We start from the raw sequence: 22,951 nt of genomic DNA on the forward strand, positions 1-22,951 counted from the left end.
TTTTTAAAATTGTCTTAAACGCGCACTGAGCGGGGTTTAATATGTGATGGATCCTGACTTGTATCTGCCGGTGCTGCAACAACAGCGCCAGCAAACATGGTAACCAGCATTAGTGCAATCAATTTTCTCATGTGATTCTCCTTTGTTTAAACACTCATTGAACAGTTGTTTACGTGTTGCATTACCTCCGTCGATTTATTGACGTAGCCAACTGAACCCATTTTCCCTTCAAAAATCGGGCCATGTGCTACACTTACCTTTGTCCTTGGGACACCTTCTATTCTTGTCATGCCCCGCGACGTTGGCGGGGCTTTTCTTTATACGTCGGCGACAATTAGCTTCACTTTGCGGTTGATGCGACGGCCTGCGCTGGACGTTGCCAGTACGTCGATGGTGTGGGTGCCTGGCGTGCCGCCTGATAGGCGCACTGCGGCGACTGTGCTGTCGATTTCCTGAACCTGACCATCTTTGTTCAGCCCTGTCTCCGGGGGCACAGTGAACACGACAGTGGCCAGCGTTTCGCCAACCAGCCAGTCGTCAAATTCAACTGGGTAAAACTCTATGTTTTGCGGGTCATGCTGTATCTTCCACGTTCGATCAACGTCTACGATGTTGACTGGCGTGACAAAATAACGCTCGGGCATGATGATGCCTCCTGAGTCGGGATTAACAGTTAACTGCATGGTGTCGATAGTGCTGGACTCGGTGCCGTCGTGTGCCACCAGGCCGAGCACGTAAACACCAACCGCATCGGGGGTGAACTGCGCTGACTGTTGCGTTGCGCCGGTGATTTGCGCCAGGCTGCCCTGGGGGGCGCTTTGGATGCTCCAGATGTATGTCAGGGTATCGTTGTCGGCGTCTGTGCCGCTGCCTGTGAGGGTGACTGAGGCACCTATCTGTATGGTTTGGTCAGGGCCTGCATTGGCAATCGGGGCCACGTTGGCGCTTTGTACTGTGATTGTCAGTACATCCATGGGGCTATCAATTGTGCCGTCGTTGACTACTAGCCCAATCGCGTAGCTACCCAGTACATCTGGTGTTATTGATGCAGTTGCAGCATTAGCATTTGTGATTGTCGCCGCGCTGCCCGCCGGGGCTGATTCTATGGTCCATGCATATGTGAGGCTGTCGTTGTCCGGGTCGCTACTTGCGGTACCGTCTAGTGTCACAGCCTGGCCGAGGGCGATTGTTGTGTCAGTGCCTGCCTGTGCGACTGGGGCCTGATTGGGTGGCGGTATGTCCTGCACTGTTACTCTGATGTCATCCGTTGCCGTCGCGCCATCATCGTCTGTCACGGTCAATCTAAACACAAAATCTGTGTCAGCCGTCACCAGCGGAGCGGTAAAACTGCCGTCTGCCGTATTGGCGTTGTTGATAGTCACGGCAGGGCCAGATAGCTGCGTCCATGCATAACCAACAATGCTGCCATCGCTGTCTGAGCCTGCGCCTGTCAACGTAACCGTTGCACCCTCAGTAACTGATTTGTCAGCACCAGCGTTTGCTACTGGCAACTGATTAGACTGTTGCAGTGCGTTCCAGCCTGCCGATTCGTTCCACATTATTCGGTGACTCCGGTTACTCCGCACCCGTCAGCAGGCGCATTGTCACCCGCCCAGTACCCGAACAGTCTGACCCCAGCGGGTACAAACAAGCCGGTTACTTGTGCAGTTTCACCAGTAAACGTTACGCTACCGGCAAATACCCGTGTTTCGGCGTAATCCAACACTAACCTGTGCTGCCCATCTGGTATGCCTGCGATAGTTAAATTGAGCTGCGCAGGGCCTGCCACTGTGCCTTGTGACGGCATAACTGGCAGGCCATTACTGATTAATAGGTTGCTAACATCGGGGTTGCTGCCAAACAGCAGCCTGTAGTGGCTAACCGTCGCGGATGCATGCGTAACCGTCAGCTGATTACTGGCAGACCCGCTGACATCGCCCACAGTCACATCAAATGTGGACCCGTCAGCAGATAGCGTTACCCCTGTGATTGCTGTAGCAGCCGACACATCGTCTGCATCCCCCAAATCCAGCGTAAGCACCGTATGAGTGGAGTCAGTTTGCACAGCACTTAATATACGTGGGTGCTGCCATGGAGCATTACCGCCTAGCACCTGATCAATAATCGCATTTGCGAAGCGCGTGCCCAGGATTGGGTAGCCAACGGCGCTGGGGTGCACTGCGTCCTGTCTGTCTACATCAAGGTGGCACACGTACCATAAGTTATCCGTGGCATCGAATGCAGCTTGTTGGGCCATAACATGTTGGCCGTAAGCCTCACTATCTGGTGCTGACGTATGCACGCCTGCCAGGCTGGCGAAAATTGGTAAATCGGCCCTGGTATCGGCGCGCAGTTGCGCAAAGTGATCTACATAAACCTGATAGTACTCAGCGGGGGTGGAGTTGGCATAGTAACTATCGTTTGCTCCCACCAATAGTATCATCGCTATCGGCTCACCGCCCACGGCATACGCAGCGAGCAGATTGTTGTAGTTGGCCGTTGGAGTAACGGCGTTGTGCATGTAGTTTGCCGCATTGTTTACAGGCAGCATCGCCATGCCGCCACTGCCAGATGTAGCTACAACTACGCCGTAACCTGTAGCGGCTGCGAGCAGATTAGCCGCCGTCACGTTACCATCACCTGCAGCTGGAACTGACAGCGCGCCAGTGTCACGGTCAATATAATACACGCCTGGCGCCGGGGTCACTGCGCTGCCAACCAGCGCCATATCACGGGCCAAGCTTTCGCCGTACACTACGATTTTAACGGCAACCACCGTCGAGTTGGTGGTGCCAATCACCGCTGTTTCGTTGCTAAATCGCACCGCAGCGTAATAGCCGCGCGTGGTAGACGGCAGCACAATAGGGGCACCACTAAACTCACCGTCAGATGGGCTTGCAATATACGTTGCCCAATCAAAACCTGGCACTACGTCGTCATTGTCGGCGTAATGCATCCGCATCTGCAAAGATGCGGGGCTGCCCGTATATGTGCCGCTCAGTGCAATCGTAATTTGCCCTGTCAGCCGGTTACGCACATGCGCAGCTGGAATGTTGTTTAGGGTAACTTGATCACCACCACCAACCCCGCCAGTCGATTTCAATTGGTAGTTAATGCTGTAATTGAGTTGTGCTGACAAACCGACGCTAGGGATATCGGCAGAAATGTCACTCGCGCCGCTATAGCGTACCCCAGCCGTTGCCCCTGCCGCCGCTGACAACTGCAACGCGCCCGGAGATGGCACAAAAAAAGCAATAATATCGCCAACCACCAGGTTTAGGGGCGTGTCTAGCGGCACATCTGTATTAGTCGTTGCTAAATCCGGTAGTGTAGATTCGGCAATGTAAACGAGTTGTCCGGCGTTTGGCCGCCACTGCTTTACTTTAAGCCCGCCGCCACCGGTTGGGAGAGGGATGTCTAAGAGGCTCGCTGTCCCGGCTGTTGCTACGGGGTTCGCGAAATCAAAAAATGTGCGGCCCGGCGAGGCCCCACCGTTTAGCGGCGCAGAGTGTGCGCCCAGTGCACCAACTAATACTGTCATGATGCCCTCCCAATATTAATGCGATGCAGACTCATGCTGCCGTCTGGCTCCAGTCGCTCAAACCGCAATATGCTGTGCCCACGCTCACGCAGATAGGCAAATAGCGTTGAGCTGATGCGCGGGTTTAATTTGCCTGCGCCGAGCCACACCCAGGCGTGGTCCGAGCGAGGGGTGACGATGCAGACAAACTGCGCCCCGCCGTCGTCTGTGCAGACGCGAACTGCTGTGGAGCCTGGCGGGATTTGTTGGGCAACTATTTTCATTTGCTCACCATCCAGCAATGCTCAGGGGTAACGCGATTACGGCGATTGGGCCGAAACAGGCCACTGCAGTACGCTACCAGCTCGCTACAAAACCAGCGGTTATGGTCGTCCCATTTCCCCCAACGAATACCCAGCACCCCGCCCCAATCGTAGGGTTTACCTAACTGGTCTATCGCCAGGTGCGCTGTACCCGGCATTGTGCAGATTTGATAGGTAGGGTACTGGCGCACAAACTCGGTTAGGGGCTGGCAAACTACGCCCTGGGCGGCGGTGGCGTGGATGACGTCGCCATCCAATACGATGCCGCAGTGACTCCAGCGGCTCCAGGTAAACCAGCGCACAAACAGGCTGAGGGGATGATTGTTGCGGCAATAAATGACTTGCATAGCTACACCAACATCACCACGTTGGCGCGCTCGATACGCCAATCGGCGTTGATGGCGGCCAGGGCCAAATTGATGCGGTCTATCAACAAATACCAACTGCCGCTGCTGGGGATGGTGCCGGTAGCGGTCACATGGCCATTGACCAGGGTTACGTCAAAATACACCTCGTCGACCAGTGTGCCGTTAGCGCCGCCTGCGATCTTTTGCACCGGCATTTTCAGGACTGGGGGGTAGCCCAGGGCCGCTGCGTCTATGTCGGTTTGCACTGCGCCATGCTCATCAACCAGGTCTGCACTAAACTGCGTGACCACCGCGGCTGTACCGTAGTAGGTATTGCCAAAGCCCTGGGCGGCATTGCCGTCAACGGTAATGGCCTCGGCGGCGGTGTGGTAGTGCGTGATGGTTGGTGGGCTGTTGGTTTGTTGGTCAACAAACTCCGTGCCGTTGTAGTACATGCCCAACAGTTCGGTCTGCTCAGATTGCAGCGCAACCGCGTTGGGGCCGGTATACTCATCGGTGCGGCGTTGTACGCTGTAAACAACGCCAGCATCATTCAGTAGTGCGTAGTAATGCCACATAGTGCCCCCTTATACGAATTCGAGTAGTTGCCAGTAAATAATGGGAAAGGTATCAAGCTGGCCATGGTACGACCCTCTCTGAATGTCTATGGCGGTGCTGCTGGCTAGATGCACACTGGCTGAGATGCTCATCGCGTACGAGTTGGTGCCCTCATTTATACTGTGGCCGCTGCGGTAGGTTGCCAATACAACGGTTTTGTTGACATCAACCGGGCTAATTGAGATTGCTCCTGTGGAGCCTGCCGATACAACCCCACGCTGCACAGGCTTAATGACGCTAGTTGGCAACAAGTCCAGCCGCGCTTTAATCAAGCTGTACAGACTGCCCGCCGTTTCGCGCACAAGCTCGGCCATCACGGCATCGCGCGCCTGTTTAACGGTGATGCCGTCTTTAACGCTGTCTCTGGCGCTGTTAATCACCGATGACAGCAAGGCGTAGAGGCTACCGCCCGTGGTGCGGCTCAGCTCGTTGATAATGTCGGTTTTCGCAGTGGTGACCTGTGCCGGGGTGGCGCGCGAGGATGTGGCTACATCCGTGCGCTCGGCAATGGTGTTGATTTTGGCGGCAGCGGCGGCGTTAATGTCGCTGGCAATGCCTGCCAGGATGGCAATGTCAACCGGGTCGCTGGCCGGTGTGAGGGCGCTGATGCGATTCTGCAGCTCTGTTTCAAATGCGGCGATGTTAGCCCCAACCCGGCCAGTGATGTACAACTGCCCCAGGGCGGGGGTGCTGAGCGCGCTGAGGTTACCCCCGGCGATGCTGGCCGCAACGGATACAATATTGCTGGTGTTTAACGGCATGGACCCTCCTAAATAAACATGGCCAGCGTGGCGACATCGGTGGCTTTTTTAACGTCTGCCTCTGTGGCTACGTTACCGCCGACCAGGGCTTCCAGATCCTGGCCAATGTCCAGGGCGGCCTGGATGTTGATGCCCAGGGCGGCAAAGTCGTCAATCAAACCATTGAATGTGTCAATCAGGGTGTTGAGCTTTTGCACATACTCATAATCAGGGACTTTAAAGCGCCCGGATTCGGGGATTTTTGCTGCCATTAAGCCTCCCTCAGCACATACGGCTGCTGGTAGTTGTTGTGATAATTGCCGGTGGTATCCGGCAGGGACTGAAATTTGCACAGCATGCTGTAATCACGGCGTTTAGCGCCTGGCGTGGCTGGGTATACAGAAATATAGATATCCCGGTGTCTGCCCACGTACATGAGTTGCTCAAACCATGTGCTGCGCTCGCTCTCGTCCAGATGGGCCAGGGTAAAATTCAGCACTCTGGCGGGTTGCTCTGCCACACTGTGCAGGCTCTTATCCTGGGTGCGATGGGGCGCGGTGTTGCTGCCGTCAAAACCCAGGCTATGGCCATAGTTGATATTGAAACGCGGCGTGAGATAACGCCCGGCGTGGATGCGGTCTATCTCGATGTAACCCTGCGGATTGTCTGGGTCATTGATGATGATTTCGAAGCTCTGTACAACTACTGCCTCATCTAGCCAGATAGCAGTTGAGGCCCACTCCCAGCGCAGATACTCGGTTTCGCCAAATGGGTCCAGACCAAAGATAAAGTCACCCAACGGCTTGTACCGGCCTGCAGGTACAACCCCGGTATCAAACATAATGTCACCACCCCGGCCCGGCCCGCTGTAACCTCTGATCTGGATGGTGCCCAGGGCGCTGATGTTGTGTCTGTCCAGATTCCAGCCGCTGATAAACATGGGGCGGGTAAAATCGCCGAGGATACGCGCGCCAGTTAGCGTGGGCGTCACAAAGCGTTTGCTATGACCATATTTTTGCAGATGATGCACCGGTGCCTGGGCAATGGCTGTTGCATCAGCCAATACCAGGGCAGCCTGATCAAACAAATTATCCATGATGATGCGCACGTTGCTCATCGCAGCACCTCTAACTGACATGCATCGCGGCTCAGCTCGTCGCTCAAGCGCGTGACACAACAATACTTTCCGCCCGCAAACGTGCCAGGGTAGTCAATGCTGATGACCTGACCTAGCTCCATGGCAAATGGCCCGGCCGCGGCGGTTAGCTCATAGATGTTACGTGCATTTACAGCCAAACCCAGGCGGCGGCTGCACTCTGCTGTGGCGGCGGCTTTGGTGGTGAGTAGCGTGTCGGTAGTGACGTCTGCGGCATCAAGACTTGCGGTGTTATTGTTGTCGTCGACGTAGCTGTATTGGTTCTCAAGGCGCGTGGCCAGCACCGGGTCCGTATCGCGCACAACTTCCGCAATAGTGCTTAACGGCGACCAGTTGCGGCTGTAGCCCAGTTTGAGCGTTTTGAGCGGTGGAATGCGGCGGCGGGGGCGAAGTGAGCCGCGCTCTATTTCGCCGGATAAATCGGCATTGGTAACAGGCACAGTCACATAATTGCCGCTGCCGGGTGGCTCTTCAATCTGCAGACTACTTTCAGGGTCGGCGGGCAGCCCATTAAACCTATGCAGTTTTAACACGCTGTAACGGTCAAAATACCAGGCGGCCGCCAGCGACTTGGCCAATGCGTCAAATGCTGCGCGGTACGATAGGTCGCTGCTATCGCTGTTGAGATATAGACCTACGGGCACATTAGGCCAGCCCTGGTTAGCGGACGCTGGCAGGCCCAGGCGGGCCAGTAGCCAGTTGATAATCTGGGCGGGGTATTGCAAATAGCTGCCGGAGATAATCCCCGCCACATCGCATGTGATTGTGCCCGCCGCAGCATTGATCAGGGTAAATTTGCCAGTGGCTAAATCCACAGTGTGTGGGATGGCGTGGCCGTTCTCGCGCACTGGCCCAATTGCCGACACCGGGCCGGTGCTTACCTGGTATGTGTGATTGTTAGCATCAATCAGCTCAGGTTTTACGTTAAAGCAGTTACCCAGGGCCAGGGGGATCAATCGCCCTTCACTTGGCCCGCTGGCGTATGTTTCGGTCAGGATGGGTTTATCAAATATCGCCGCTCTATCGCGCAGCTTTAAAACTGCTGTCGTTTCGCTGCTTTGCACCAGGCTATCTGCGATAGCGCCGGTAGCAATCAGGCCAAACTCAGCAAGCGGCCAAAACTTGTCCCCACAACGGATTGTTACGGACCTGCCGCCAAAGTCGGCCTCTGTAAGCAGTGGCTGGATATCGTCGGGGTGTAAAAATAGCTCAATCTCTGTTGAGCCCAGAATGCTCTGGCCGGTAAACATCTCGCTCATCTGGCGGTCAAATGTGCCGGGGTTGAGGATGTAGTCCGGGTAGGCAGTCCAGGCCGGGGTATCCGTCGGGCCACTGCGGTATGGATGGGTTGACAGGCGCAGCGTGTGCACCGCGCTGCCAAGTTCGTACTCTGCTTCTACCAGGTAGCACCTTTCTTTGCCTAAACTCTTAATCCAGTCGGCGTACATCAGGCAATCCTCCTGCCGCCGTCGAGTCGGTCTGACACATCTTTAAATGCGCGCGTTTGTTGCTCTGACGTGCGGTTGAGTTGTTCCAACTGGCGGACAATCTCAGGGTCCGAGACGACATTAGGCCTTGGGTCGGGTTGTTTGGGCTGCACGGGCTGTTGCTCGACCCCAGTGGATTTTTGTTGTGGCACGGTTATAACAACCGGCGGCGGTGGGGTTACCACCACCTCTACATTGATAACTGGTGGGCTATTGGCGGCTATCTCGGCGTTACTGGCTGCAATGGCCTGCAGCTCTGCAATTTGTTGCTCCTGTAGCGCCTTCAACTCGTCCTGCTTGGCCTCAAACGCCTTTTGTAGCTCATCCAGGGCGCTGGTCTGCTCGATGATGGCCTGGCTGTTTAGCTCGTCCAGGAGCGTTTGCAGATCTTGCAACTCGGTTAACGCCTGCTGCTGTACGTCCACCAATGCCGATTGCGCACTGGCAATGGCGGCGCGGGTCAGGGCTGATTCATATTGTTGCTGTGCGTCTGCCTGCTGTTGCAGTTGCTGTGCAAGCGTTTGCAGGCCTAGTAACTCGGTCAGTTGGGCCTGCTGCAGTTGCTCCACTGCAGTTTGATGGGCTAATACTTCGCTGGGCAACTCTGATTCTTCTGGTGCATCCAGGGCACCCAGGGCGTCCTTAACCTGGTTAAACAGGGTGTTGTATTCGGCACTGCCTGCCCCATAGTAATCGCGGAGCAGTGTCAGGTAGTCAGACGATACGCCCTGTAGTTTACCCGCCGCATTGGCATCACCCGCCTGGGTTTTGCCCAGCAAATCATTGTACTGGGCGGCCAGCAATGCCAGTTGATCACCTGATTTCAGGTTGCTTAGATTGCTAGTGCCCAGGCCTGATGCAAATTCGTTAAGGCCGCTGATAGCGTCGCGCAGACGATTGAAGCGCTCAAGCTCGGCGTTCGCCAGCTCCTGTTGCTGGGCAATCTGCGCGTCATACCATGCGTTGGTGGCATCCAGTAGTTGGTCGGCAGCACTCAAACGCTGCTCAATACTGCCGCTGCTCAGTTGCCCTTTGAGCTGGGCTACGCGCTGGGCTTGGTGCGTAATCTCATCCCAGCCGGGCATGGCGCGGCGGACTGCCAATACCGCATCATCAACTTGGGATCTAAAGCCAGCAATGGCATTGCTAATGGCCTCATAGGCCGATTGGATCTCGCCCAACTTTGCCTGATGATTCGCAATGGTGTCATTCAGTCCGGTTACCTGGGCGTCGTAACGGGCTATGATTGCAGACTGCAGTTGGCCAATCAGCTCTACCTGTTGCTCCAGAGTGCCGCTATCCAGTTGGCCGCGCAGTGTGCTGATTTGGCCCGTTTGGTAGCCAACCTCATCCCAGCTTGCCCCCTGACGGCGGACTTGCAGCATGCTATCTGCCAGACTCGCTGAGGCTGCGCGAATGGCATCAAACAGCTGGGTAAAACGGCTAGTTACATCTGCAACCGCACGCTCATGCTCGGCGGCCAGTGCATCCATTTGTTTTGCGGTATCTGCGTTGATTTGCTCCAGATATTTGTCGATTACGGCCTGGCGTTTACGGCCGTGCAGTTGCTCCAGTAACGTGGTGGATGCTCCCAGCTCTTCAGCCTGGTTGATTTGCTCCTGATACCATTTATCGAGGTCGTATAGCTCCAGGGCTGCACCGTCCAGGCCGATACGGTCTAGCTGTTGCTGGATGCTGGCTAGCCACTGGGCGCTGGCGGCGGTTACGCTGTTTAGCCCGTCGCCCAGACCTGTGGTGGCATCTTTGGCGGCTTCAACTTGATCCAGATACTGGTCCATGGTCGACACCAGTTGCATCAGTTTCGCAAACAGCTCCTGCCCGGATTCGGTATTCAGGTCCAGCCCTTCGACCAGCGAACGGAATCCAGCATGGGTTTGTGGCAGGGTTAGGCCTAACTCGTCAAAGGTGGTACTTAACTGTTGCTGCAGGCGGTCAAACTGTTCCTGTTGGCTGTAAAACTCCTGGTAATAGGTGCCGGTTAGGGCCACCAGCGCATCTAGCCCGCCCACCATCTCAACAATGCCGGTGGCGGCCAGTGCAGCAGATTTGCCAGTCAGGTCATAGGTTAGATTTAACTGCTCTGCCAGGCCTGCCATGATTTGCATATTGTTGGATACGCGCAGCAGCGTATCGCTAAGGCCCTCGCCTTCTAACTGCAGGTCAGTTAAGAATGAGCCAAACACCTGGTTAATCATCGAATCGGTGACTGACTGCACCCAGTCGGCAATAGCGGCCTCGGCCTCTTCCTGGCTCATGTCCTTGATATTAATAGTGGTGGAGCGGCTGAAATTGGCTAACCACTCTTCTATGGGAGTCTCAACATCCTGAACGATCTGGGACCAGCCCTGCCGCCAGCTGCCTACAAAATCCTCGTTAAAGCGGGTGGTCAGTCTGGTTGTAACAGATTCAATATCGAACTGGTCGGCGGCATAAAGGATCGACGCCTCGACTTGATCAAAAATCGCGTTGATAGGGTCGTCAGATATCTCGCTGGATTCGTCTCTGTACCTATATTTCCAGAGTTTTTTCTTCCTCTCCTGGCTCCAGATTTCGCCGTCAAAGTCGCTGCCGCCGTACTGCAGGCGGGCCTCTACCTTGTGCTGCTTCCAGTTGCCGCCAAACAACGAACCGAACGCACCACCCAGCACCGCGCCCACCGCTGCACCAATGGGGCCACCGGCAGCTAGCCCGATGGCGGAGCCCAGCGAGCCACCCAGGGCACCCTGGCCACCGGCCGTGCCACCAAACAGGCCACCGAGAATCCCAGCAGCGCCATACTGCCAGTTGGCATAGCGGCCAGCACCGGAAAACAACGTATTGCCCCAGGTGTTGGTATAAATGCCCGCGTTGTGACCAAGCCACAGACCACCGCTGGCCAGGGCATTACCAATACCACTGCCGCCCAACAATCCGCCCAACCCTGCCAGGCCGCCCAGTGAGCTGGCTGCAGATGCCCCGCTTAATGCCGTACCAGCCAGGCCGCCACTGCCTAAACCCAGCATGGGCATAATGGCTTGCTGGATCTGCAGCACGATGGGGCGGGTAATGGCCAAGTGCAGCATTTCGGCCAGGGTGCGCTTAAAGGCATCCAGAATGTCGTCAAAGGCGTCATCGGCGCGGCCGCTGAGCGCCTCAAACCAGGCATCACTAAAACTGCTGTCGATGCGCTCAAACGCCGATACCCAGGCCTGGCCCCAGTCGTCAACTTGCTGCTGGGCGTCATACAGCTGGCGCGCCAGGTCTGCCACTTCGCGGGCCTGGTCGGCGGTGGCGTCGGCATTTAAACGGCGCAGCGCGGTTTGCACGGCTAACTCGCGGCCCTGGTATTTGGTCAGGCCCAGTTCTTCGCGCAGCTGTTTTATATAGTCAGCATTAGCAGCGGTGTTTTTGTCCTGTTGTTTCTCGGCTTTTTTCTGTTCGGCGGTGAGTTCGGCGTATTTGCCGGTTAGCAATGTTGCCGCTTCCATATATGCGCCCCAGGACAGCAGCCCGGACTTATGCGCTTGCTCAAGCAATTCATGCTCTGCGGTGTACTTAGTCATTGCCGCTTGCGCGGGGTAGAGCGTGTCCAGCAACTTTTGCAGTTCTTTGTTTACTTCGTCGGTGCCAGTGCTGGTTTTACCCTGCTGCTCGTTCAATTGCCCCAAACGCTGTTCCAGGAACTGGATTTTTTTACTGAGTGCGTCGACTTTGCCCTGGGCGGCGTCGAAGTAGTGCAGCGCTACTTTGTCGTCTGGGCGGGCGTGCATGCGCTGCCGCGCTTCCTGCAGCAGTTGCACGGCAAAGTCCAGTTGGCCCTGGTACAGGGCTAGCGATGCTTCGGCTTTGGCTTTGGTGAAGCTGGCAAAGGGGTTTAACTCGCTCATGGCGCTGTTTAACCCTTCGACTTTGTTAGTTAGTTCTTTGGTTGGGTCAATGGCGTCTTCGGTGGCGTTTAGGTACTCGTAAATGGCATAACCGGCCAGTAACGCTATACCAGCAGGGCCCCCCAGCAGTGCCAGTGTAGAGCGCAGGCCTTTACCTGCAGCATTTAGCAAATTAACGGCAACAGTGGCGCGATTGGCCACTGGCACGGTTTGCGTCATCATCAGGTTGGCGTTGTAGACAGTGCGATTTACCGCTGTTTGGTTTACATACCAGGCACGTAAGCCGGTGACCAGTTTACCCGCCCCAACGGCCACTGCAGCCAAGCCTACGCCGTACTTACTCAGGATTAACAGCGCCGCGCCGCCACCGGCCAGGGCGGTAATAGCGGCCGTGGCGTTTTGTAGTTCGCTGGCGTCCATTTCGTCCAGGGTGGTGGCGGCACCTACCAGCAAGGCTGCCCAGGTTTGGGTGGCACCGGTGGCCTGGTCCAGCCGGGACAAGGCCATGCCCATGGCGTTGTCGAACGTTTGGCCAGCGCGGCCCAGCGATAGCGGTATGGCGGCCATGTCGGCATTGATTTGCGGCAACTGCTGTAGGATCACGTCCAGCACGTCGCGCGACAAGAGCTTACCTTCCAGCACTTGCAGGCGCAGTTGGCCAGTGGTTTTGTCAAAGCCGGATGCAATGCGGTTGGCCAGTTCGGGTATGTTTTCCAGTACGCTGTTAAATTCTTCTGCCCTTACCACGCCGCCGCCAAGGCCCTGGCTTAACTGCAGCAGGCCGTTTTTCATGGCGTCGGTACTGCTACCGCCGATGATGCCCAGCTTTTGCACCGCGTCGGTAAAGTTCAGCATTTGCTCGTTGGTGGCCTGCAGATCTTTGCGGGCGGTAGACATGCGCTGGAACAGTTCAACGGTGCTGTCCAGGGCTGCGCCATTTTGCTGGGCAATGGCGTACATGGTCTTGCTGACTTCGTTGTAGTCGCCGGTGGCCTTGGTGGCGGTTTGTACTCGGGTTTGTAATACGTTGAAGTCGTCGGCCAGGTGGGCGAAATCTTTGACCTTTCCGGCTGCAGACAGGGCGGCGTAGAACACCGCGCCTACGCCCACCATGGCGGTTAGGTGGTCTTTAAGGTCCTGTATGTCTTTGCTAACCGCACGGGTGCCTTTGGTTAGCTCGTTGGTGCCGCGCTTGGCCTGATCTAACCCCGCTTTGGCACTTTGGCCCGCGCCCTGGGTTTGCTTTAACTTGGTGTTGGTGTCTTGCAGTGCTTCAGACATATCACGCACGTCGCGAACGACAACTTTGCCGCCCTCGGTGGTGAATCTGATTGCTAACTGCATGTCGTTCATTGGATGCGCCGGTACGTAAATTAATGGGGTGGGCATCCTGCCCTTAGCCTTCCTGGCTACTCCATGCCGCCAGGGCGGCCAGTTCCATGACTTGCAGGCCGCGCCATACGGCGTCCTTTAACTCGATTGGCAGTGCCTGGTAGTCAGGCATCCGCATGGCCCTTACATCGATAGCCGGGTAGTTCAACCCGGTGCGGGTGCCTGCCATGCCAGCGGTTAGCCACTGGGTTGACACGGCGTAAAACAGCCGCACGGTGAGCAGGTTGCCTGGCTGAATATCGGGGCCAGCCTGGGCCGTGGCCTGCTGGTCGATTAGTTCCTGTGGTGCGCCCAGCGCTTTCATGCGCTCGGCCACCACTTTGGCTTTACTGCTGCCGCTGGTAGCCCAGTACGTGGCTACTTCCTGGAGTTTTTTGCCAGGGGATCTCCTTCGCGGGCTTCGCGGTAGGTTTGGGTAACCGCGTCGCGCACTTCTTTGCTTTGCAACAGGCGTTTAATGTTGTCGGGGGTGTTGGCCAACTGCTGGTCGCCGTCCATAAAGGGGAAATCATGTTTAGGGTGTTTTTCGAACCCTACCCAATAGGTGGCAATACGCTCATCTGCCCATGCCAGGGCTTCGCGTTCTTTACCTTCTTTTTGCAGCTGTACCAGCTTGTCCAGCTCTTCGTTAACCTGGGGCAAGGGCAGGCATTCGAACAGGCCAACAAAATGGGCGTAGGCGTAAACTGTATGGCCTTTGCTGTCGATGTCTTCGGTAGGGATGCGTACCACTACCGGGGCTTTAAAACGTTGTTTTGCCAGGGCGTCGACTTGAAACATGGGTATCTCCGGTTAGTAACTGGGTGAGGCGGCAGCGCCGCCTTACAGGGTGGTTAGGGTAAAGTCGCTGTTTTTGGTTAGCGGCTTGATCGTTAGGGTTAAATCCAGGTACAGACGGCCTGCATCGTTACGGCGCGATACCTGCCCAAGTTGTGCATTGGGGATTGCCAGCAAGTGGATATTGCCGCCGTGACTGGCGGTTTTGCCACGCTGGTAGTTCAGTGCACCGGATTCGCCTTTTTTTGCTTTGGTCCAGTAGTTGATAGCGCTTGGATCCGGTTCAACAATGGAGATGCTGATAGAGCCATTGCGTTCCTCAAAGGCGATCTCTTCCTGGTTGGTGACATGCAGGTGGCTGAAGACATTGCCAAAAGTGACCTCCAGGCTGGCCATGCCGACTGGGTTGCCAAACAAGGTCATGGTTTCCACGGTGTTGGCAGCGGTGGGCAGCGGGGCAGTTAGGCCAGACCAATCTACTGCTGGCAACGCGCCTGCTGGTTCTGGGTCTACGTCGAGGCCCATGGCGGTGCATTCGTAGTAATCCAGGGCACCTGGCTTGCTGACGTACTTAAGGCCACTGATGCGCACACCAGTTAATTTGTGCAGCACGCCATTGGCACCGCCAGCGTAGTAATACAATGTGCCGTGTTCGAATGCTTCCGACACGGGCGCATAAGCTACGTTGGTGTCGGGTGTGACGGTTTCGCTCAAGCCTGCCGCACGTAGCAGCGGCGCATGCGGCACTGGGGTGGCGGGCTGGCCATCGGCTGCGCCACGGGCATAAAACTTAAAGGTAATAGCCTGGTAGCCGGCAACGGTTTGTTCGCCTGCCGCGCCGGGGAACCCTAGCGCTTCCTGCAGCTGTTCGCGGGTAAACTCAGGGTTGTAGTTAATGTCGTAAACCGCAATGGCATTCAGGCCGGTTAGGGCTTCGTCGGTGCCATAGGCCGCCGCCTGCAGTTTGAACAGAATGTATTCTTCTTTGGCGTTAAGAGGCATTACGCTTTCTCCTGCGGTTTGGCCTTAGCAGCTTTTTGCTTGGCCTGGGCTGTTAGGTAGTCCGCCTCGCTGACACGTTTGCCGTCTACCTGGTAGTAGCGGCCACCTTTGGCGGGGGCTGGGTTAGGGGTTGCCATGGGTTACTCCTTCTGCAAGGTATTGAGGGACAGCAAAGCGGTACAAATGCCACAAGGTGGCGTCTGGCATGCCAACAGGTTCGGTGCGGGTTAAGCTGACTCGCTCGTAGTTGGGGCCAGGGTGCCAACCCAGCAGGCTGCCCAGCAGGGTTTGCTCTAGCTGGTCGATTTTGGCGTTGCCGTTTGCGCCGGTTGGGTCGTTAACCGAGCGAATACCTACCAGCACGCCAAAGGCTTTCACGCCTTTTTGGGTTAGGGGGCCTAAGTCCTGACTGCGCTCGTTGTAGGTAGATGGCAGTGGGATAACAAAGGCCTCCATGTTGCGGGCTACGCCATTTTTCATGGCCATGGCCACTGACAGGGCGCTGCCGACCCGGTCAAACACCGACAGGGCTTTTAAACGGCTTTCAAGCAGGGCCAACATCAGATAAACCCTTTGCTATTGCGGCGGCTGAATACCAGTTCAGAGGACTGGATTTCTATGGCGTCGTCGGGTTGTACCGCTGGGGTTGAAGTTTCAACGCCCAGGGTAACGTCGCCTTTGGCCAGGCTTTTTAAAAAAGCCAGGGCGTCTACCTTATTGGCGCTAACCACTTCGGAGGGGGCGTTGTCGTACAGGTAGTAACGGGCCAGATCTGCACAAAGCCTTACCAGTACGGCAGGCACAGTAGAAAGGGGGAGGGTGTAACGCCCTCCCAAGTAACCGTTAATGGTTGCCGTGGCGTCGTCTATGGCTTTTTGGGCCTTGGCGGCGTCAACCTGGCTTTGGCCGGGGTTGGTTAGGTCGACCAACTCTTGTTGTCCAAAGCGAGCAACTAAACCATCAACGGTGCAGTACATTTACGCGCCCGCCTGTTGGTCAGCCGCTTTGTCGTCGCCAGCTTCATCTTTGGGGGGGGCTTTGTCGGCGGCCTTGGGATTGGCGGTTTTCTTATTAGCCGCCGTTTTTTCCGCTTCGGCCTGGGCGGCGGTGTAGGCGGCCTGGTCCACAGCGTCGGTGTTGACGGTATCGGCCAGTTCTTCAAGGGCCACTTCCCGCACAGATAAACGCGGTTCTTTGTGCAACCGCTTGAGGTCGGATTCGCTGAAATAATCAAGGGGGAAGGCACTGCCTTGGTCAGTAAAACCATGGCCGCAACGGCGAAACGATGCACCCAGGGCGGTCACCACCAGGACCTTTATTAAGGCTGATTTAGTCATTATTTGTCTCCCAGTTGTCACAGTTGTAATGGTTGTACCCCTGGTCCAGCGGCTGGCGGTTACACCAGCCGCTGGTTGCGTGGTGCCCTAGTGGGCTGTCGCGGGGTGTTATGGGTTACAGGAAGTCCGGCGAAACAACCTTAAATTGACCTTTAAGCTCGTTGCTGACCGATACGCCGCCCTCGTCAATCATTTCGCGGGTGTTAATTTGCTTAGCCAGCTTTTCCAGTGAACTGGGCACCACCAGCGTCAGGGTGTTTTTACCCAGCCCAAGTGGGCGGCCGCCATCGGCCTTAAAGCTGCGCATCAGATTGATGGCTTCCCACAGGGTGTCGCGCGTTAATGCTTTCTTAACGCCGATGGCCATTTGCCAGAAGCCATAGCCGACGTTACAGCGACAGTCGACGCCATAACGGAAGATCTTGTTGGTGAATACGGCTTCGTCGTTGGGGTTGTCCATGGCCACAAACTGCATGCCTTTGCGATCTTGGAATATAAGGGGTTTAAGGCTGCGGCTGGTGTCGAGCAGATACCACGCTTCACCCACGTACCCGGCATCTATAATGGCGTTGGCATAGCTGGTGTCTGCGCCGGTGCCATCCACTTCGGCGTTTACCGGATGGTCGGTGTCAAAGAAGTACTGGCCGTCGTAACAGACAGTTGTAAAACCAGCCGCCAACATAGGAAATACCAGCTCGTCGGGGAAGACTGACGCGGCATAACCCATTTCATTGAACATAGGGGCATAGACACCGAGGTTATCGTCGTCAATGTCGTTGCGGTCTACTTCCACCGAACTTTCAAAATCTTTGTTGGTGATGCTGTAGGCGTGTTCCTTCATTGACTTCATTACACGGGGACCAATCCACTCGCGAAAGCCTGGCCATTGCCCTAACCAGCCGTAAGTATTCGATTTGCTGGAACTAGGCACCACGGTTGCCACTTCTTGGAACATGGGCTGGCCTTTGACCTTGCCGTCTTCAAAGTTCTTTTTAAAGCCGGTACGCAAGCCGTTTAACGTTGCGGACGTAATAATCATTGCGGGTTCTCCTGGTAGCTACCTGGTTGTAGGGTTAATTAGGCCTGGTCGGTTGTTAGCTCTTTGGCGTAGTCGGCATGGGAAATACCCAACTGATCAGCAATGGCCTTTTGGTCAGCCGTAAGGGCCGCCGTGCCGGTTTTGTCGTCGGCGTCGGGTTTGGCCTGGGTGGTTTGTTGCTGGCCACCCAGAGCGGCGATGGCGGGGCGACTGTCCAGGGTGGCTTTAAGGGCAGCTACCCCTTGCTTTTGGCCCAGCTCTTTTAAGTAGGTCAGCTCGGCCTGGGCGATAAAGCGACCTTCCTGCTGGGCCTTATCAATGACCTGGTCAACGGTCAGGCCGTCGTTGCTGGCTTTTAGGGCGGCCATTTCAGTGATAACGGCGTTGTAGGTTTCCACCGGCACAAACTGGCTCATATCCAGTTGCCCGGCTTTGGCATTGGCCAGGTCGGCTTTGAGGGCTGCAATCTGGGTGGTTTGCTCGTTGTTGGAGTCGACCTTGGTTTTAAGCTCGGCCAGCTTCTGTTCAACTTCTTTAGATTCCAGAGTGGCTTTAAGGGCGGCGGCATCAATGTCTTTACTGGTGTCAACGTCTACACCAATAAAGCTCAGCAATAGGGCTAGGGCCTGGTTCATGGGTTTCTCCTGGGGGGTTGCGAAACGGTTATTCAGGGCGGCGGCCTGCATGCCCAGTACGGCTGGGTCATTGGTGATAGCGACACTGTGCAGGTCAACCACGTCGCCGCTGCTGGTGTCGTAAATCACCACAGGGCTAAAAAAGCGGTACTCTTCGTCGGCGACATTTTGCTTGGCTCTGGGGGTGTACTTGAGCTGGGCAAACAGCCCCTGGCCGGGCCGCCATTCAAACTGTTTGCCCCAACCGCTGGCGGGGGCGTCTTGGCCGTTAACCTTGGTGAGCAGGGTTTGGTGTTCGTAGTCAAACAGCAGTTCCTGGCCCTGTGCTGCGCGGCTGTTAAGGAGCGCTGCCAGGCGGGGGCCTAACTCGTCGTTGATATTCCACTTGCGGCTGGGTACATCTAACGGGCGGCCATCTTTAGCGGCGAATGGCTGGCCAGGCAGGATTTGCTGCCAGGACTGGTTAGGGACAATGGCAAACGAACAAGCCGCGATACCCAGCGGCTGTTCCTGGTTGGACAGGGCAGCTACAGACAAGGCCGCTGCAGGCGTTGCGGTTACATAACCGACTCCTGGGTAAGCGAAGTTGTATAGGCGTTGATGTTTTTTCATAGCCCGGCCAGTTTGCCGGGCTTTGGGGGTTAGGTTGGTTTAGTGTGGGTTTGGGCTATTGGGACTCTGTTACCAATACTTCCTTCCCTAATTCTATCCAGCAATGCTTCAGGGAAGCATCGTTAACCATGTAAACATTGAGTTCGCTATATATGTGATTTACAAGACCATTTAATTTTGCAATTTCGTCAAAATAAAGTATTCCGGGTATCTGGTATTTCTCCCGACATATTCTGGCTAGATCAAGGTAATGCTGAGCGATGCTGACTATTTCACCAATGCTTTGCTCAAGTAGTGCGACGTATGAATCATTACTCATAAACCAGACAAGCTCCGAATCATCATGCTGATTTGCAAGACGATCAATTGTTACCTCTTCAGCTTCTGGAAATACAGGTATGGCATTTTCATAGTAGAGAGTTTCTACTCTATCAACCAATTGACTCATTTTGCTTTTTGCGGCAGGCCAGTAGTCGTTGGCCTGTTGCAATAGTAGTGCTCGTTCGTGAGTCAGAGCTGTTGCGTTATGTATGTTTTTGGTTTCGTTCAATGTATCTCTGGTTGCAGCTAGTTCACTTGACTGCAACCGTAACTGCCCAATCAACAAGCAGATTGTTATAAAAGACAGGAGCGGATTAAGCACACCACCAATAAAATCCCCCAAAGTGCCAAGGTCTCCCTTTAAGTACCTGTAACAAGGGGTTTGGTCCGGCCCACATTCTGCAGATGATCCTAAATGGATCGCCAGCAGCATGCTGACAAAAAGCAGCAAACTAATTAACACCGCCAGGCCAATCAGCGGCCATTTGGGGAACCTGGTTTTGTTCTTGTTGTTTTCCATCTGCATTCCTTGTTAATTGCTGTTTAAATCTTTCCAGAATCGTTTAAATGGATCAATCTAAAGCAACGGTAGCTGTGCAAAGGGTTAATGCGCTTAGAATGGCGCTGAGGCGGTTGCACGGTTTTTGGGGGAGGGCATGCAGAACTGGGTAGATGTGCAGCGGCGCAAACTGCGTATTTACAAAGACGGGGCGTTATGTGGCACGGTGGTTTACCAGCGGGGCCGTAATCGGCCAGAGCAGCCGTGGCTGAGTTGGAGAATAGTAGAGGTGGAGCCACGTACCTTTTCTGTGCCCTGGCCAACCTGGCATTCACCGTTGTCGGTGCAACAGCAAGTATTGCAGGATGGCGGTTATACCTGGGAGTGGGGCGAAACGCTGATTTCAGGGGGCGAAGATGCCGGATGGCAATGGCTGACAATAGATGAAGCCAAACAATTACGTACACAGGCAAAGGGGGAATAACGATGAACAAGGGAACGATGCTGGTGCTGGCTTTGCTGTTAACTGGTTGTGGCAATGATCAGGAAATAGCCGCATGCCACGACAAAGTACAAGGCATGGCCAAGTACACTGCAGAGATTGTGAGTACAGATACGACTCGCAAAGGGTTGGACCTGGATATGGTAACGGGGCGGGCCAAGCTGCAAACCGGGCGGGGAGCCTGGCGCAATTATCGTTATAGCTGCAGTTACCAGGGCAGTACTTTGACGGCCTTTGATATGCAAGAGGGCTGGGCACCTTAGTTGGTGTGCATGGCCTGTTGCAGGTGGTCCTGCAGTATGGCCAGGATCTCGTCGCTGTCTTCCCAGGGGCCGGTGGCTAAGCCCAGGAACGGGCGCGCTACGATACCGTCGCCTTCGCGGCCAAACTGGTGGGTTGCGCCGTATTCCAGGTTGGTGCCAAAGAGTAAGGTGTTGGCGTCGGCCTGGTAGTGCAGGGTGTCTTTTAAGATATTGGACTGTTTTAGAATTCTATCGTCGCCGCCTTTACGTTTAACGGTTTTGGGCTGCAATGGCTCCCAGGGAGTACCGTCGGGTTCTACCTCTAATTCAAAACGCTGCTGATGCGATTCCAACAGGTATTCGCCTATTTCCTGCATAGCGGGCTTTAAATTGGTGCTGGCCGTGGCCAGTTGCTGCAGTATGCGGTTTACCTGGTCAAAACCTTGCAGGTCTACGTTGATAAAACTACCGGCCATTACTGCTGGGCCTCTATTTGCTGGCGGGCCAGGGTGGAATACAGATCAGCGAAATAGGCTTTGTCGCTGGCGGGGGCCTGGGCGCGTAATTCGGCCAGGCGCTGTTCTTTTTCGGGCAGGGGTAAGTTACTGCGCAGCAATTCCTGGGCCTCTTGCAATTGTCGGCTGTACTGGGTGTTGGCGCTGGCTGCCCGTTTTAGTATGTCAGTCATTTAATGCCTTCATGATGTTGTCAAAGTATTCGGCTATGTCGGGGTGATGCTCTACCAGCTTGGGCCGGTTTAAGGCCCAGGCTACAAAATGCTCGGCGTGCCATTCCCATACATCTTGCCCGGCATAGCGGGTTAAAGTGGTGGGCAGGCCTCTGGCATTATAGCCCTTATCTATGACCCTGAAATGCACTTGGTGGCCAAGTTCGTGCAACCAGGTTAACACGCTGCTACCCGCTTCGCCGCTGTCACCAAAGTTGCGCACTATGCTGCTAAAGGTCCACATGGGCGCGCCGTTGGCATGGGCCACTATGCCAGCCTCTACGGCGTTTATTAGCTCGTCTACATTGGTGACATTGGACAAGCGCAAATTTGATTTGGCTTTAATAACCAAGTGGTGCCATGCGTGGGCGGTATAGCCGCCCGCTTTGCGCGCCACACTCGGCGATACTGGCCAACTGCGCAGGGCTTTGTAGCCGTCAACCTGCAGATAATCGGCAATAGGGGCTACCAGGTCTTTTATGCGTTTACTGCTGGTACTGATTTCGGTTGGCTTGAGGATCAGAGTTTTGATTTGGTAGCGCTTCACAAACGCGCTGACCTGTTCCAGCTCTGGGCGCTTGGTCGCAATCTCTGCCAGTATGCGGTTTAAGCCATGTATGTCCATACCTTTTACTGTGCTGAAGGCACTGGGCACCAGGCGGCGAGGTAAACGGTCTGGCAGGGCTGGCTTGGCCGCTTCTAACTGCTGTATATGCTGGGCTGGTTTGGTGCGCCCTGGGGCGTAGTCAAAGCCCGGATCAATCCCCACCGGCACATGGTGCACTTCGCCGGTGGCTTTGTCTGTCCAGGGGACGGTGTCGATTACCGGTTCTTCGCTAACCTGCCAGCCACGGCGGCGCATTTGCGCTTCGGTTACGCCATACACTTTGCATTTGCAGCCCCAGCCGTTTTGCGGGAACCAAACCTGCCAGAATGGGCTGTCTTTGGGCAGGATCAGGCCATGGTGCTTTAAGTGGTGGGGACGGGGGAAACGGCTGTCGCCGTGGGCATAGCGCCAATAAGGAAAGGCCTGTAGCTGTTCCCAGCGCCCGGCGTTGTAACTTTGACGCATGTTAGTGCCGTAGATGATATTGGCACGCCACGCGGCACTGCCGGTGTGGTCCCAGCCGTGCTTTTTAACCAGGTGTTTAAACTCGCTTTTAAACCAGGTTAGGCTTTTGCCTTCGGCTATGGCGGCGTCGACCATTTGGCGCAGGTCGGCTATTAAATCGCGTTTGGTGGCACCGGCCACCATAAAGGCGCTGTTGTGCTGGTCGCGCCATATATCTGCCCAGCGCTCTGCGGGAACGTTTAGTTTGCTGCGGAAAAACTCAATAGCCTGGGTAAACGGCAAACTGCCGTATTGCGCTTCAGGCATGGTGCCACCCGTCTAACCAGTCCTGGTGGTAGGGGCTGGTTATGGGCCAGGGGTTGGCGCTGTGGGGCTGGCCTTCAGCGGCGGCCTGTTGGCCTGCTAAAAAGGCGTCGATATTGGCCCAGGTCATACTGCGCCACCAAACAGGTAACCAAACAACAGATCAATCAGCCAGGCCAGCAACATCAGCCCCAGAAACAAGGCTATGCCAAGGTATTGGCGGGTGTGGGTTAGCAACTGCTGAAAGTCTTTGTCGTTGATCACTGGTTGGCCTCAGTAAGGTTGTAGAACGATTTACAGCCACAACGCGGGCAAACCAGATCAAACACGGCAATCTTGTATTTGGGGTTTCGCTTCTTAACCCTTTCAGACTCCAAGTGTTTGTTCTTGCATCTGCAGCACTTAACTTTGAT

The 22,951-nt window shown here is 55.4% G+C and carries 27 protein-coding genes; 2 read left to right on the forward strand and 25 right to left on the reverse strand.

Annotation, left to right across the window (positions count from 1 at the left end; genetic code table 11):
- Nucleotides 1-317: 317 nt before the first annotated feature.
- The 20 genes from CSR04_RS23075 to CSR04_RS23165 form a co-directional block, all read right to left on the reverse strand.
- Nucleotides 318-1,559, reverse strand: coding sequence for a PKD domain-containing protein (locus tag CSR04_RS23075; protein WP_102798712.1), 1,242 nt, complete (start codon nt 1,557-1,559; stop codon nt 318-320).
- Complete coding sequence (locus CSR04_RS23080) at nt 1,559-3,541, reverse strand: hypothetical protein (protein WP_146027236.1); 1,983 nt, start codon at nt 3,539-3,541, stop codon at nt 1,559-1,561. Before CSR04_RS23080 ends, CSR04_RS23075 begins: the two co-directional genes overlap by 1 nt.
- Nucleotides 3,538-3,804: a hypothetical protein gene (locus tag CSR04_RS23085; RefSeq protein WP_102798714.1), complete on the reverse strand. Its 267-nt coding sequence runs from the start codon at nt 3,802-3,804 to the stop codon at nt 3,538-3,540. The genes CSR04_RS23080 and CSR04_RS23085 overlap by 4 nt, the downstream gene beginning before the upstream one ends.
- The gene (locus CSR04_RS23090) at nt 3,801-4,190 is read right to left on the reverse strand and encodes a YiiX/YebB-like N1pC/P60 family cysteine hydrolase (protein ID WP_102798715.1); all 390 of its coding nucleotides are present in this window, start codon (nt 4,188-4,190) and stop codon (nt 3,801-3,803) included. The genes CSR04_RS23085 and CSR04_RS23090 overlap by 4 nt, the downstream gene beginning before the upstream one ends.
- A gap of 2 nt (nt 4,191-4,192) precedes the next feature.
- Entirely contained in the window at nt 4,193-4,768 is a 576-nt protein-coding gene (locus tag CSR04_RS23095) for a hypothetical protein (protein WP_102798716.1), read from the reverse strand.
- A 9-nt stretch (nt 4,769-4,777) separates the two neighbouring features.
- Nucleotides 4,778-5,569: a hypothetical protein gene (locus CSR04_RS23100; RefSeq protein ID WP_102798717.1), complete on the reverse strand. Its 792-nt coding sequence runs from the start codon at nt 5,567-5,569 to the stop codon at nt 4,778-4,780.
- Nucleotides 5,570-5,577: 8 nt separating this feature from the next.
- Nucleotides 5,578-5,820: a hypothetical protein gene (locus CSR04_RS23105; protein WP_102798718.1), complete on the reverse strand. Its 243-nt coding sequence runs from the start codon at nt 5,818-5,820 to the stop codon at nt 5,578-5,580.
- Nucleotides 5,820-6,665 (reverse strand): hypothetical protein, encoded by an 846-nt coding sequence (locus CSR04_RS23110; protein WP_102798719.1) that lies wholly within the window; start codon nt 6,663-6,665, stop codon nt 5,820-5,822. The genes CSR04_RS23105 and CSR04_RS23110 overlap by 1 nt, the downstream gene beginning before the upstream one ends.
- The gene (locus CSR04_RS23115) at nt 6,662-8,152 is read right to left on the reverse strand and encodes a hypothetical protein (protein WP_102798720.1); all 1,491 of its coding nucleotides are present in this window, start codon (nt 8,150-8,152) and stop codon (nt 6,662-6,664) included. The genes CSR04_RS23110 and CSR04_RS23115 overlap by 4 nt, the downstream gene beginning before the upstream one ends.
- Nucleotides 8,152-13,467 (reverse strand): tape measure protein, encoded by a 5,316-nt coding sequence (locus CSR04_RS23120; protein WP_102798721.1) that lies wholly within the window; start codon nt 13,465-13,467, stop codon nt 8,152-8,154. Before CSR04_RS23120 ends, CSR04_RS23115 begins: the two co-directional genes overlap by 1 nt.
- Before the next feature lie 7 nt (nt 13,468-13,474).
- Entirely contained in the window at nt 13,475-13,774 is a 300-nt protein-coding gene (locus CSR04_RS23125) for a DUF1799 domain-containing protein (protein ID WP_102798722.1), read from the reverse strand.
- A 53-nt stretch (nt 13,775-13,827) separates the two neighbouring features.
- A complete protein-coding gene (locus tag CSR04_RS23130) occupies nt 13,828-14,250 on the reverse strand; it encodes a hypothetical protein (RefSeq protein ID WP_102798723.1) in 423 nt (140 codons plus the stop codon).
- Nucleotides 14,251-14,292: 42 nt separating this feature from the next.
- Nucleotides 14,293-15,249, reverse strand: coding sequence for a hypothetical protein (locus tag CSR04_RS23135; protein ID WP_102798724.1), 957 nt, complete (start codon nt 15,247-15,249; stop codon nt 14,293-14,295).
- Nucleotides 15,249-15,386 carry a hypothetical protein gene (locus CSR04_RS25045; protein ID WP_172449467.1) on the reverse strand — a complete coding sequence of 46 codons (138 nt, stop codon included), beginning with the start codon at nt 15,384-15,386 and terminating at the stop codon, nt 15,249-15,251. The genes CSR04_RS23135 and CSR04_RS25045 overlap by 1 nt, the downstream gene beginning before the upstream one ends.
- A complete protein-coding gene (locus CSR04_RS23140; protein WP_102798725.1) occupies nt 15,373-15,810 on the reverse strand; it encodes a phage tail terminator protein in 438 nt (145 codons plus the stop codon). The genes CSR04_RS25045 and CSR04_RS23140 overlap by 14 nt, the downstream gene beginning before the upstream one ends.
- Nucleotides 15,810-16,226 carry a gp436 family protein gene (locus CSR04_RS23145; protein ID WP_102798726.1) on the reverse strand — a complete coding sequence of 139 codons (417 nt, stop codon included), beginning with the start codon at nt 16,224-16,226 and terminating at the stop codon, nt 15,810-15,812. Before CSR04_RS23145 ends, CSR04_RS23140 begins: the two co-directional genes overlap by 1 nt.
- A complete protein-coding gene (locus CSR04_RS23150) occupies nt 16,227-16,586 on the reverse strand; it encodes an HI1506-related protein (protein ID WP_102798727.1) in 360 nt (119 codons plus the stop codon).
- Nucleotides 16,587-16,701: 115 nt separating this feature from the next.
- The gene (locus tag CSR04_RS23155; RefSeq protein WP_102798728.1) at nt 16,702-17,625 is read right to left on the reverse strand and encodes a Mu-like prophage major head subunit gpT family protein; all 924 of its coding nucleotides are present in this window, start codon (nt 17,623-17,625) and stop codon (nt 16,702-16,704) included.
- A 38-nt stretch (nt 17,626-17,663) separates the two neighbouring features.
- Nucleotides 17,664-18,872 (reverse strand): phage protease, encoded by a 1,209-nt coding sequence (locus CSR04_RS23160; RefSeq protein ID WP_102798729.1) that lies wholly within the window; start codon nt 18,870-18,872, stop codon nt 17,664-17,666.
- Between the two features lie 55 nt (nt 18,873-18,927).
- Nucleotides 18,928-19,713, reverse strand: coding sequence for a hypothetical protein (locus tag CSR04_RS23165; protein WP_102798730.1), 786 nt, complete (start codon nt 19,711-19,713; stop codon nt 18,928-18,930).
- Between the two features lie 136 nt (nt 19,714-19,849).
- On the opposite strand from CSR04_RS23165, the gene CSR04_RS23170 reads away from it, so the two are divergent.
- Nucleotides 19,850-20,176, forward strand: coding sequence for a hypothetical protein (locus CSR04_RS23170; protein ID WP_102798731.1), 327 nt, complete (start codon nt 19,850-19,852; stop codon nt 20,174-20,176).
- Between the two features lie 2 nt (nt 20,177-20,178).
- A complete protein-coding gene (locus CSR04_RS23175) occupies nt 20,179-20,457 on the forward strand; it encodes a hypothetical protein (protein ID WP_102798732.1) in 279 nt (92 codons plus the stop codon).
- Here CSR04_RS23175 and CSR04_RS23180 read toward each other — a convergent pair.
- The 5 genes from CSR04_RS23180 to CSR04_RS25050 are packed head-to-tail and all read right to left on the reverse strand — an operon-like array spanning nt 20,454 to nt 22,802.
- Complete coding sequence (locus tag CSR04_RS23180; protein WP_102798733.1) at nt 20,454-20,912, reverse strand: phage virion morphogenesis protein; 459 nt, start codon at nt 20,910-20,912, stop codon at nt 20,454-20,456. The two genes, CSR04_RS23175 and CSR04_RS23180, sit on opposite strands and share 4 nt — an antisense overlap.
- Nucleotides 20,912-21,124 (reverse strand): hypothetical protein, encoded by a 213-nt coding sequence (locus CSR04_RS23185; RefSeq protein WP_102798734.1) that lies wholly within the window; start codon nt 21,122-21,124, stop codon nt 20,912-20,914. The genes CSR04_RS23180 and CSR04_RS23185 overlap by 1 nt, the downstream gene beginning before the upstream one ends.
- Complete coding sequence (locus CSR04_RS23190) at nt 21,117-22,541, reverse strand: phage head morphogenesis protein (RefSeq protein ID WP_102798735.1); 1,425 nt, start codon at nt 22,539-22,541, stop codon at nt 21,117-21,119. Before CSR04_RS23190 ends, CSR04_RS23185 begins: the two co-directional genes overlap by 8 nt.
- Complete coding sequence (locus CSR04_RS25465) at nt 22,534-22,668, reverse strand: hypothetical protein (protein WP_281259810.1); 135 nt, start codon at nt 22,666-22,668, stop codon at nt 22,534-22,536. Before CSR04_RS25465 ends, CSR04_RS23190 begins: the two co-directional genes overlap by 8 nt.
- Nucleotides 22,665-22,802 carry a hypothetical protein gene (locus tag CSR04_RS25050; protein WP_172449468.1) on the reverse strand — a complete coding sequence of 46 codons (138 nt, stop codon included), beginning with the start codon at nt 22,800-22,802 and terminating at the stop codon, nt 22,665-22,667. The genes CSR04_RS25465 and CSR04_RS25050 overlap by 4 nt, the downstream gene beginning before the upstream one ends.
- Nucleotides 22,803-22,951 lie beyond the last annotated feature (149 nt).

The organism is Bowmanella denitrificans (assembly GCF_002887595.1).
Taxonomy (GTDB): domain Bacteria; phylum Pseudomonadota; class Gammaproteobacteria; order Enterobacterales; family Alteromonadaceae; genus Bowmanella; species Bowmanella denitrificans.

Coding starts and splice junctions, on each gene's coding strand:
- CSR04_RS23175 (WP_102798732.1), top strand. CDS start 20,179: ATGAACAAGGGAACGATGCTGGTGCTGGCTTTGCTGTTAACTGGTTGT.
- CSR04_RS23080 (WP_146027236.1), bottom strand. CDS start 3,541: ATGACAGTATTAGTTGGTGCACTGGGCGCACACTCTGCGCCGCTAAAC.
- CSR04_RS23120 (WP_102798721.1), bottom strand. CDS start 13,467: ATGCCCACCCCATTAATTTACGTACCGGCGCATCCAATGAACGACATG.
- CSR04_RS23140 (WP_102798725.1), bottom strand. CDS start 15,810: ATGTTGGCCCTGCTTGAAAGCCGTTTAAAAGCCCTGTCGGTGTTTGAC.
- CSR04_RS23130 (WP_102798723.1), bottom strand. CDS start 14,250: ATGTTTCAAGTCGACGCCCTGGCAAAACAACGTTTTAAAGCCCCGGTA.
- CSR04_RS23155 (WP_102798728.1), bottom strand. CDS start 17,625: ATGATTATTACGTCCGCAACGTTAAACGGCTTGCGTACCGGCTTTAAA.
- CSR04_RS23075 (WP_102798712.1), bottom strand. CDS start 1,559: ATGTGGAACGAATCGGCAGGCTGGAACGCACTGCAACAGTCTAATCAG.
- CSR04_RS23095 (WP_102798716.1), bottom strand. CDS start 4,768: ATGTGGCATTACTACGCACTACTGAATGATGCTGGCGTTGTTTACAGC.
- CSR04_RS23160 (WP_102798729.1), bottom strand. CDS start 18,872: ATGAAAAAACATCAACGCCTATACAACTTCGCTTACCCAGGAGTCGGT.
- CSR04_RS23170 (WP_102798731.1), top strand. CDS start 19,850: ATGCAGAACTGGGTAGATGTGCAGCGGCGCAAACTGCGTATTTACAAA.
- CSR04_RS23190 (WP_102798735.1), bottom strand. CDS start 22,541: ATGCCTGAAGCGCAATACGGCAGTTTGCCGTTTACCCAGGCTATTGAG.
- CSR04_RS23110 (WP_102798719.1), bottom strand. CDS start 6,665: ATGAGCAACGTGCGCATCATCATGGATAATTTGTTTGATCAGGCTGCC.
- CSR04_RS23115 (WP_102798720.1), bottom strand. CDS start 8,152: ATGTACGCCGACTGGATTAAGAGTTTAGGCAAAGAAAGGTGCTACCTG.
- CSR04_RS23105 (WP_102798718.1), bottom strand. CDS start 5,820: ATGGCAGCAAAAATCCCCGAATCCGGGCGCTTTAAAGTCCCTGATTAT.
- CSR04_RS23180 (WP_102798733.1), bottom strand. CDS start 20,912: ATGGCCGGTAGTTTTATCAACGTAGACCTGCAAGGTTTTGACCAGGTA.
- CSR04_RS25465 (WP_281259810.1), bottom strand. CDS start 22,668: ATGACCTGGGCCAATATCGACGCCTTTTTAGCAGGCCAACAGGCCGCC.
- CSR04_RS23150 (WP_102798727.1), bottom strand. CDS start 16,586: ATGACTAAATCAGCCTTAATAAAGGTCCTGGTGGTGACCGCCCTGGGT.
- CSR04_RS23185 (WP_102798734.1), bottom strand. CDS start 21,124: ATGACTGACATACTAAAACGGGCAGCCAGCGCCAACACCCAGTACAGC.
- CSR04_RS23125 (WP_102798722.1), bottom strand. CDS start 13,774: ATGAAAGCGCTGGGCGCACCACAGGAACTAATCGACCAGCAGGCCACG.
- CSR04_RS23135 (WP_102798724.1), bottom strand. CDS start 15,249: ATGCCTCTTAACGCCAAAGAAGAATACATTCTGTTCAAACTGCAGGCG.
- CSR04_RS23145 (WP_102798726.1), bottom strand. CDS start 16,226: ATGTACTGCACCGTTGATGGTTTAGTTGCTCGCTTTGGACAACAAGAG.
- CSR04_RS23090 (WP_102798715.1), bottom strand. CDS start 4,190: ATGCAAGTCATTTATTGCCGCAACAATCATCCCCTCAGCCTGTTTGTG.
- CSR04_RS25045 (WP_172449467.1), bottom strand. CDS start 15,386: ATGGCAACCCCTAACCCAGCCCCCGCCAAAGGTGGCCGCTACTACCAG.
- CSR04_RS23100 (WP_102798717.1), bottom strand. CDS start 5,569: ATGCCGTTAAACACCAGCAATATTGTATCCGTTGCGGCCAGCATCGCC.
- CSR04_RS23085 (WP_102798714.1), bottom strand. CDS start 3,804: ATGAAAATAGTTGCCCAACAAATCCCGCCAGGCTCCACAGCAGTTCGC.
- CSR04_RS23165 (WP_102798730.1), bottom strand. CDS start 19,713: ATGGAAAACAACAAGAACAAAACCAGGTTCCCCAAATGGCCGCTGATT.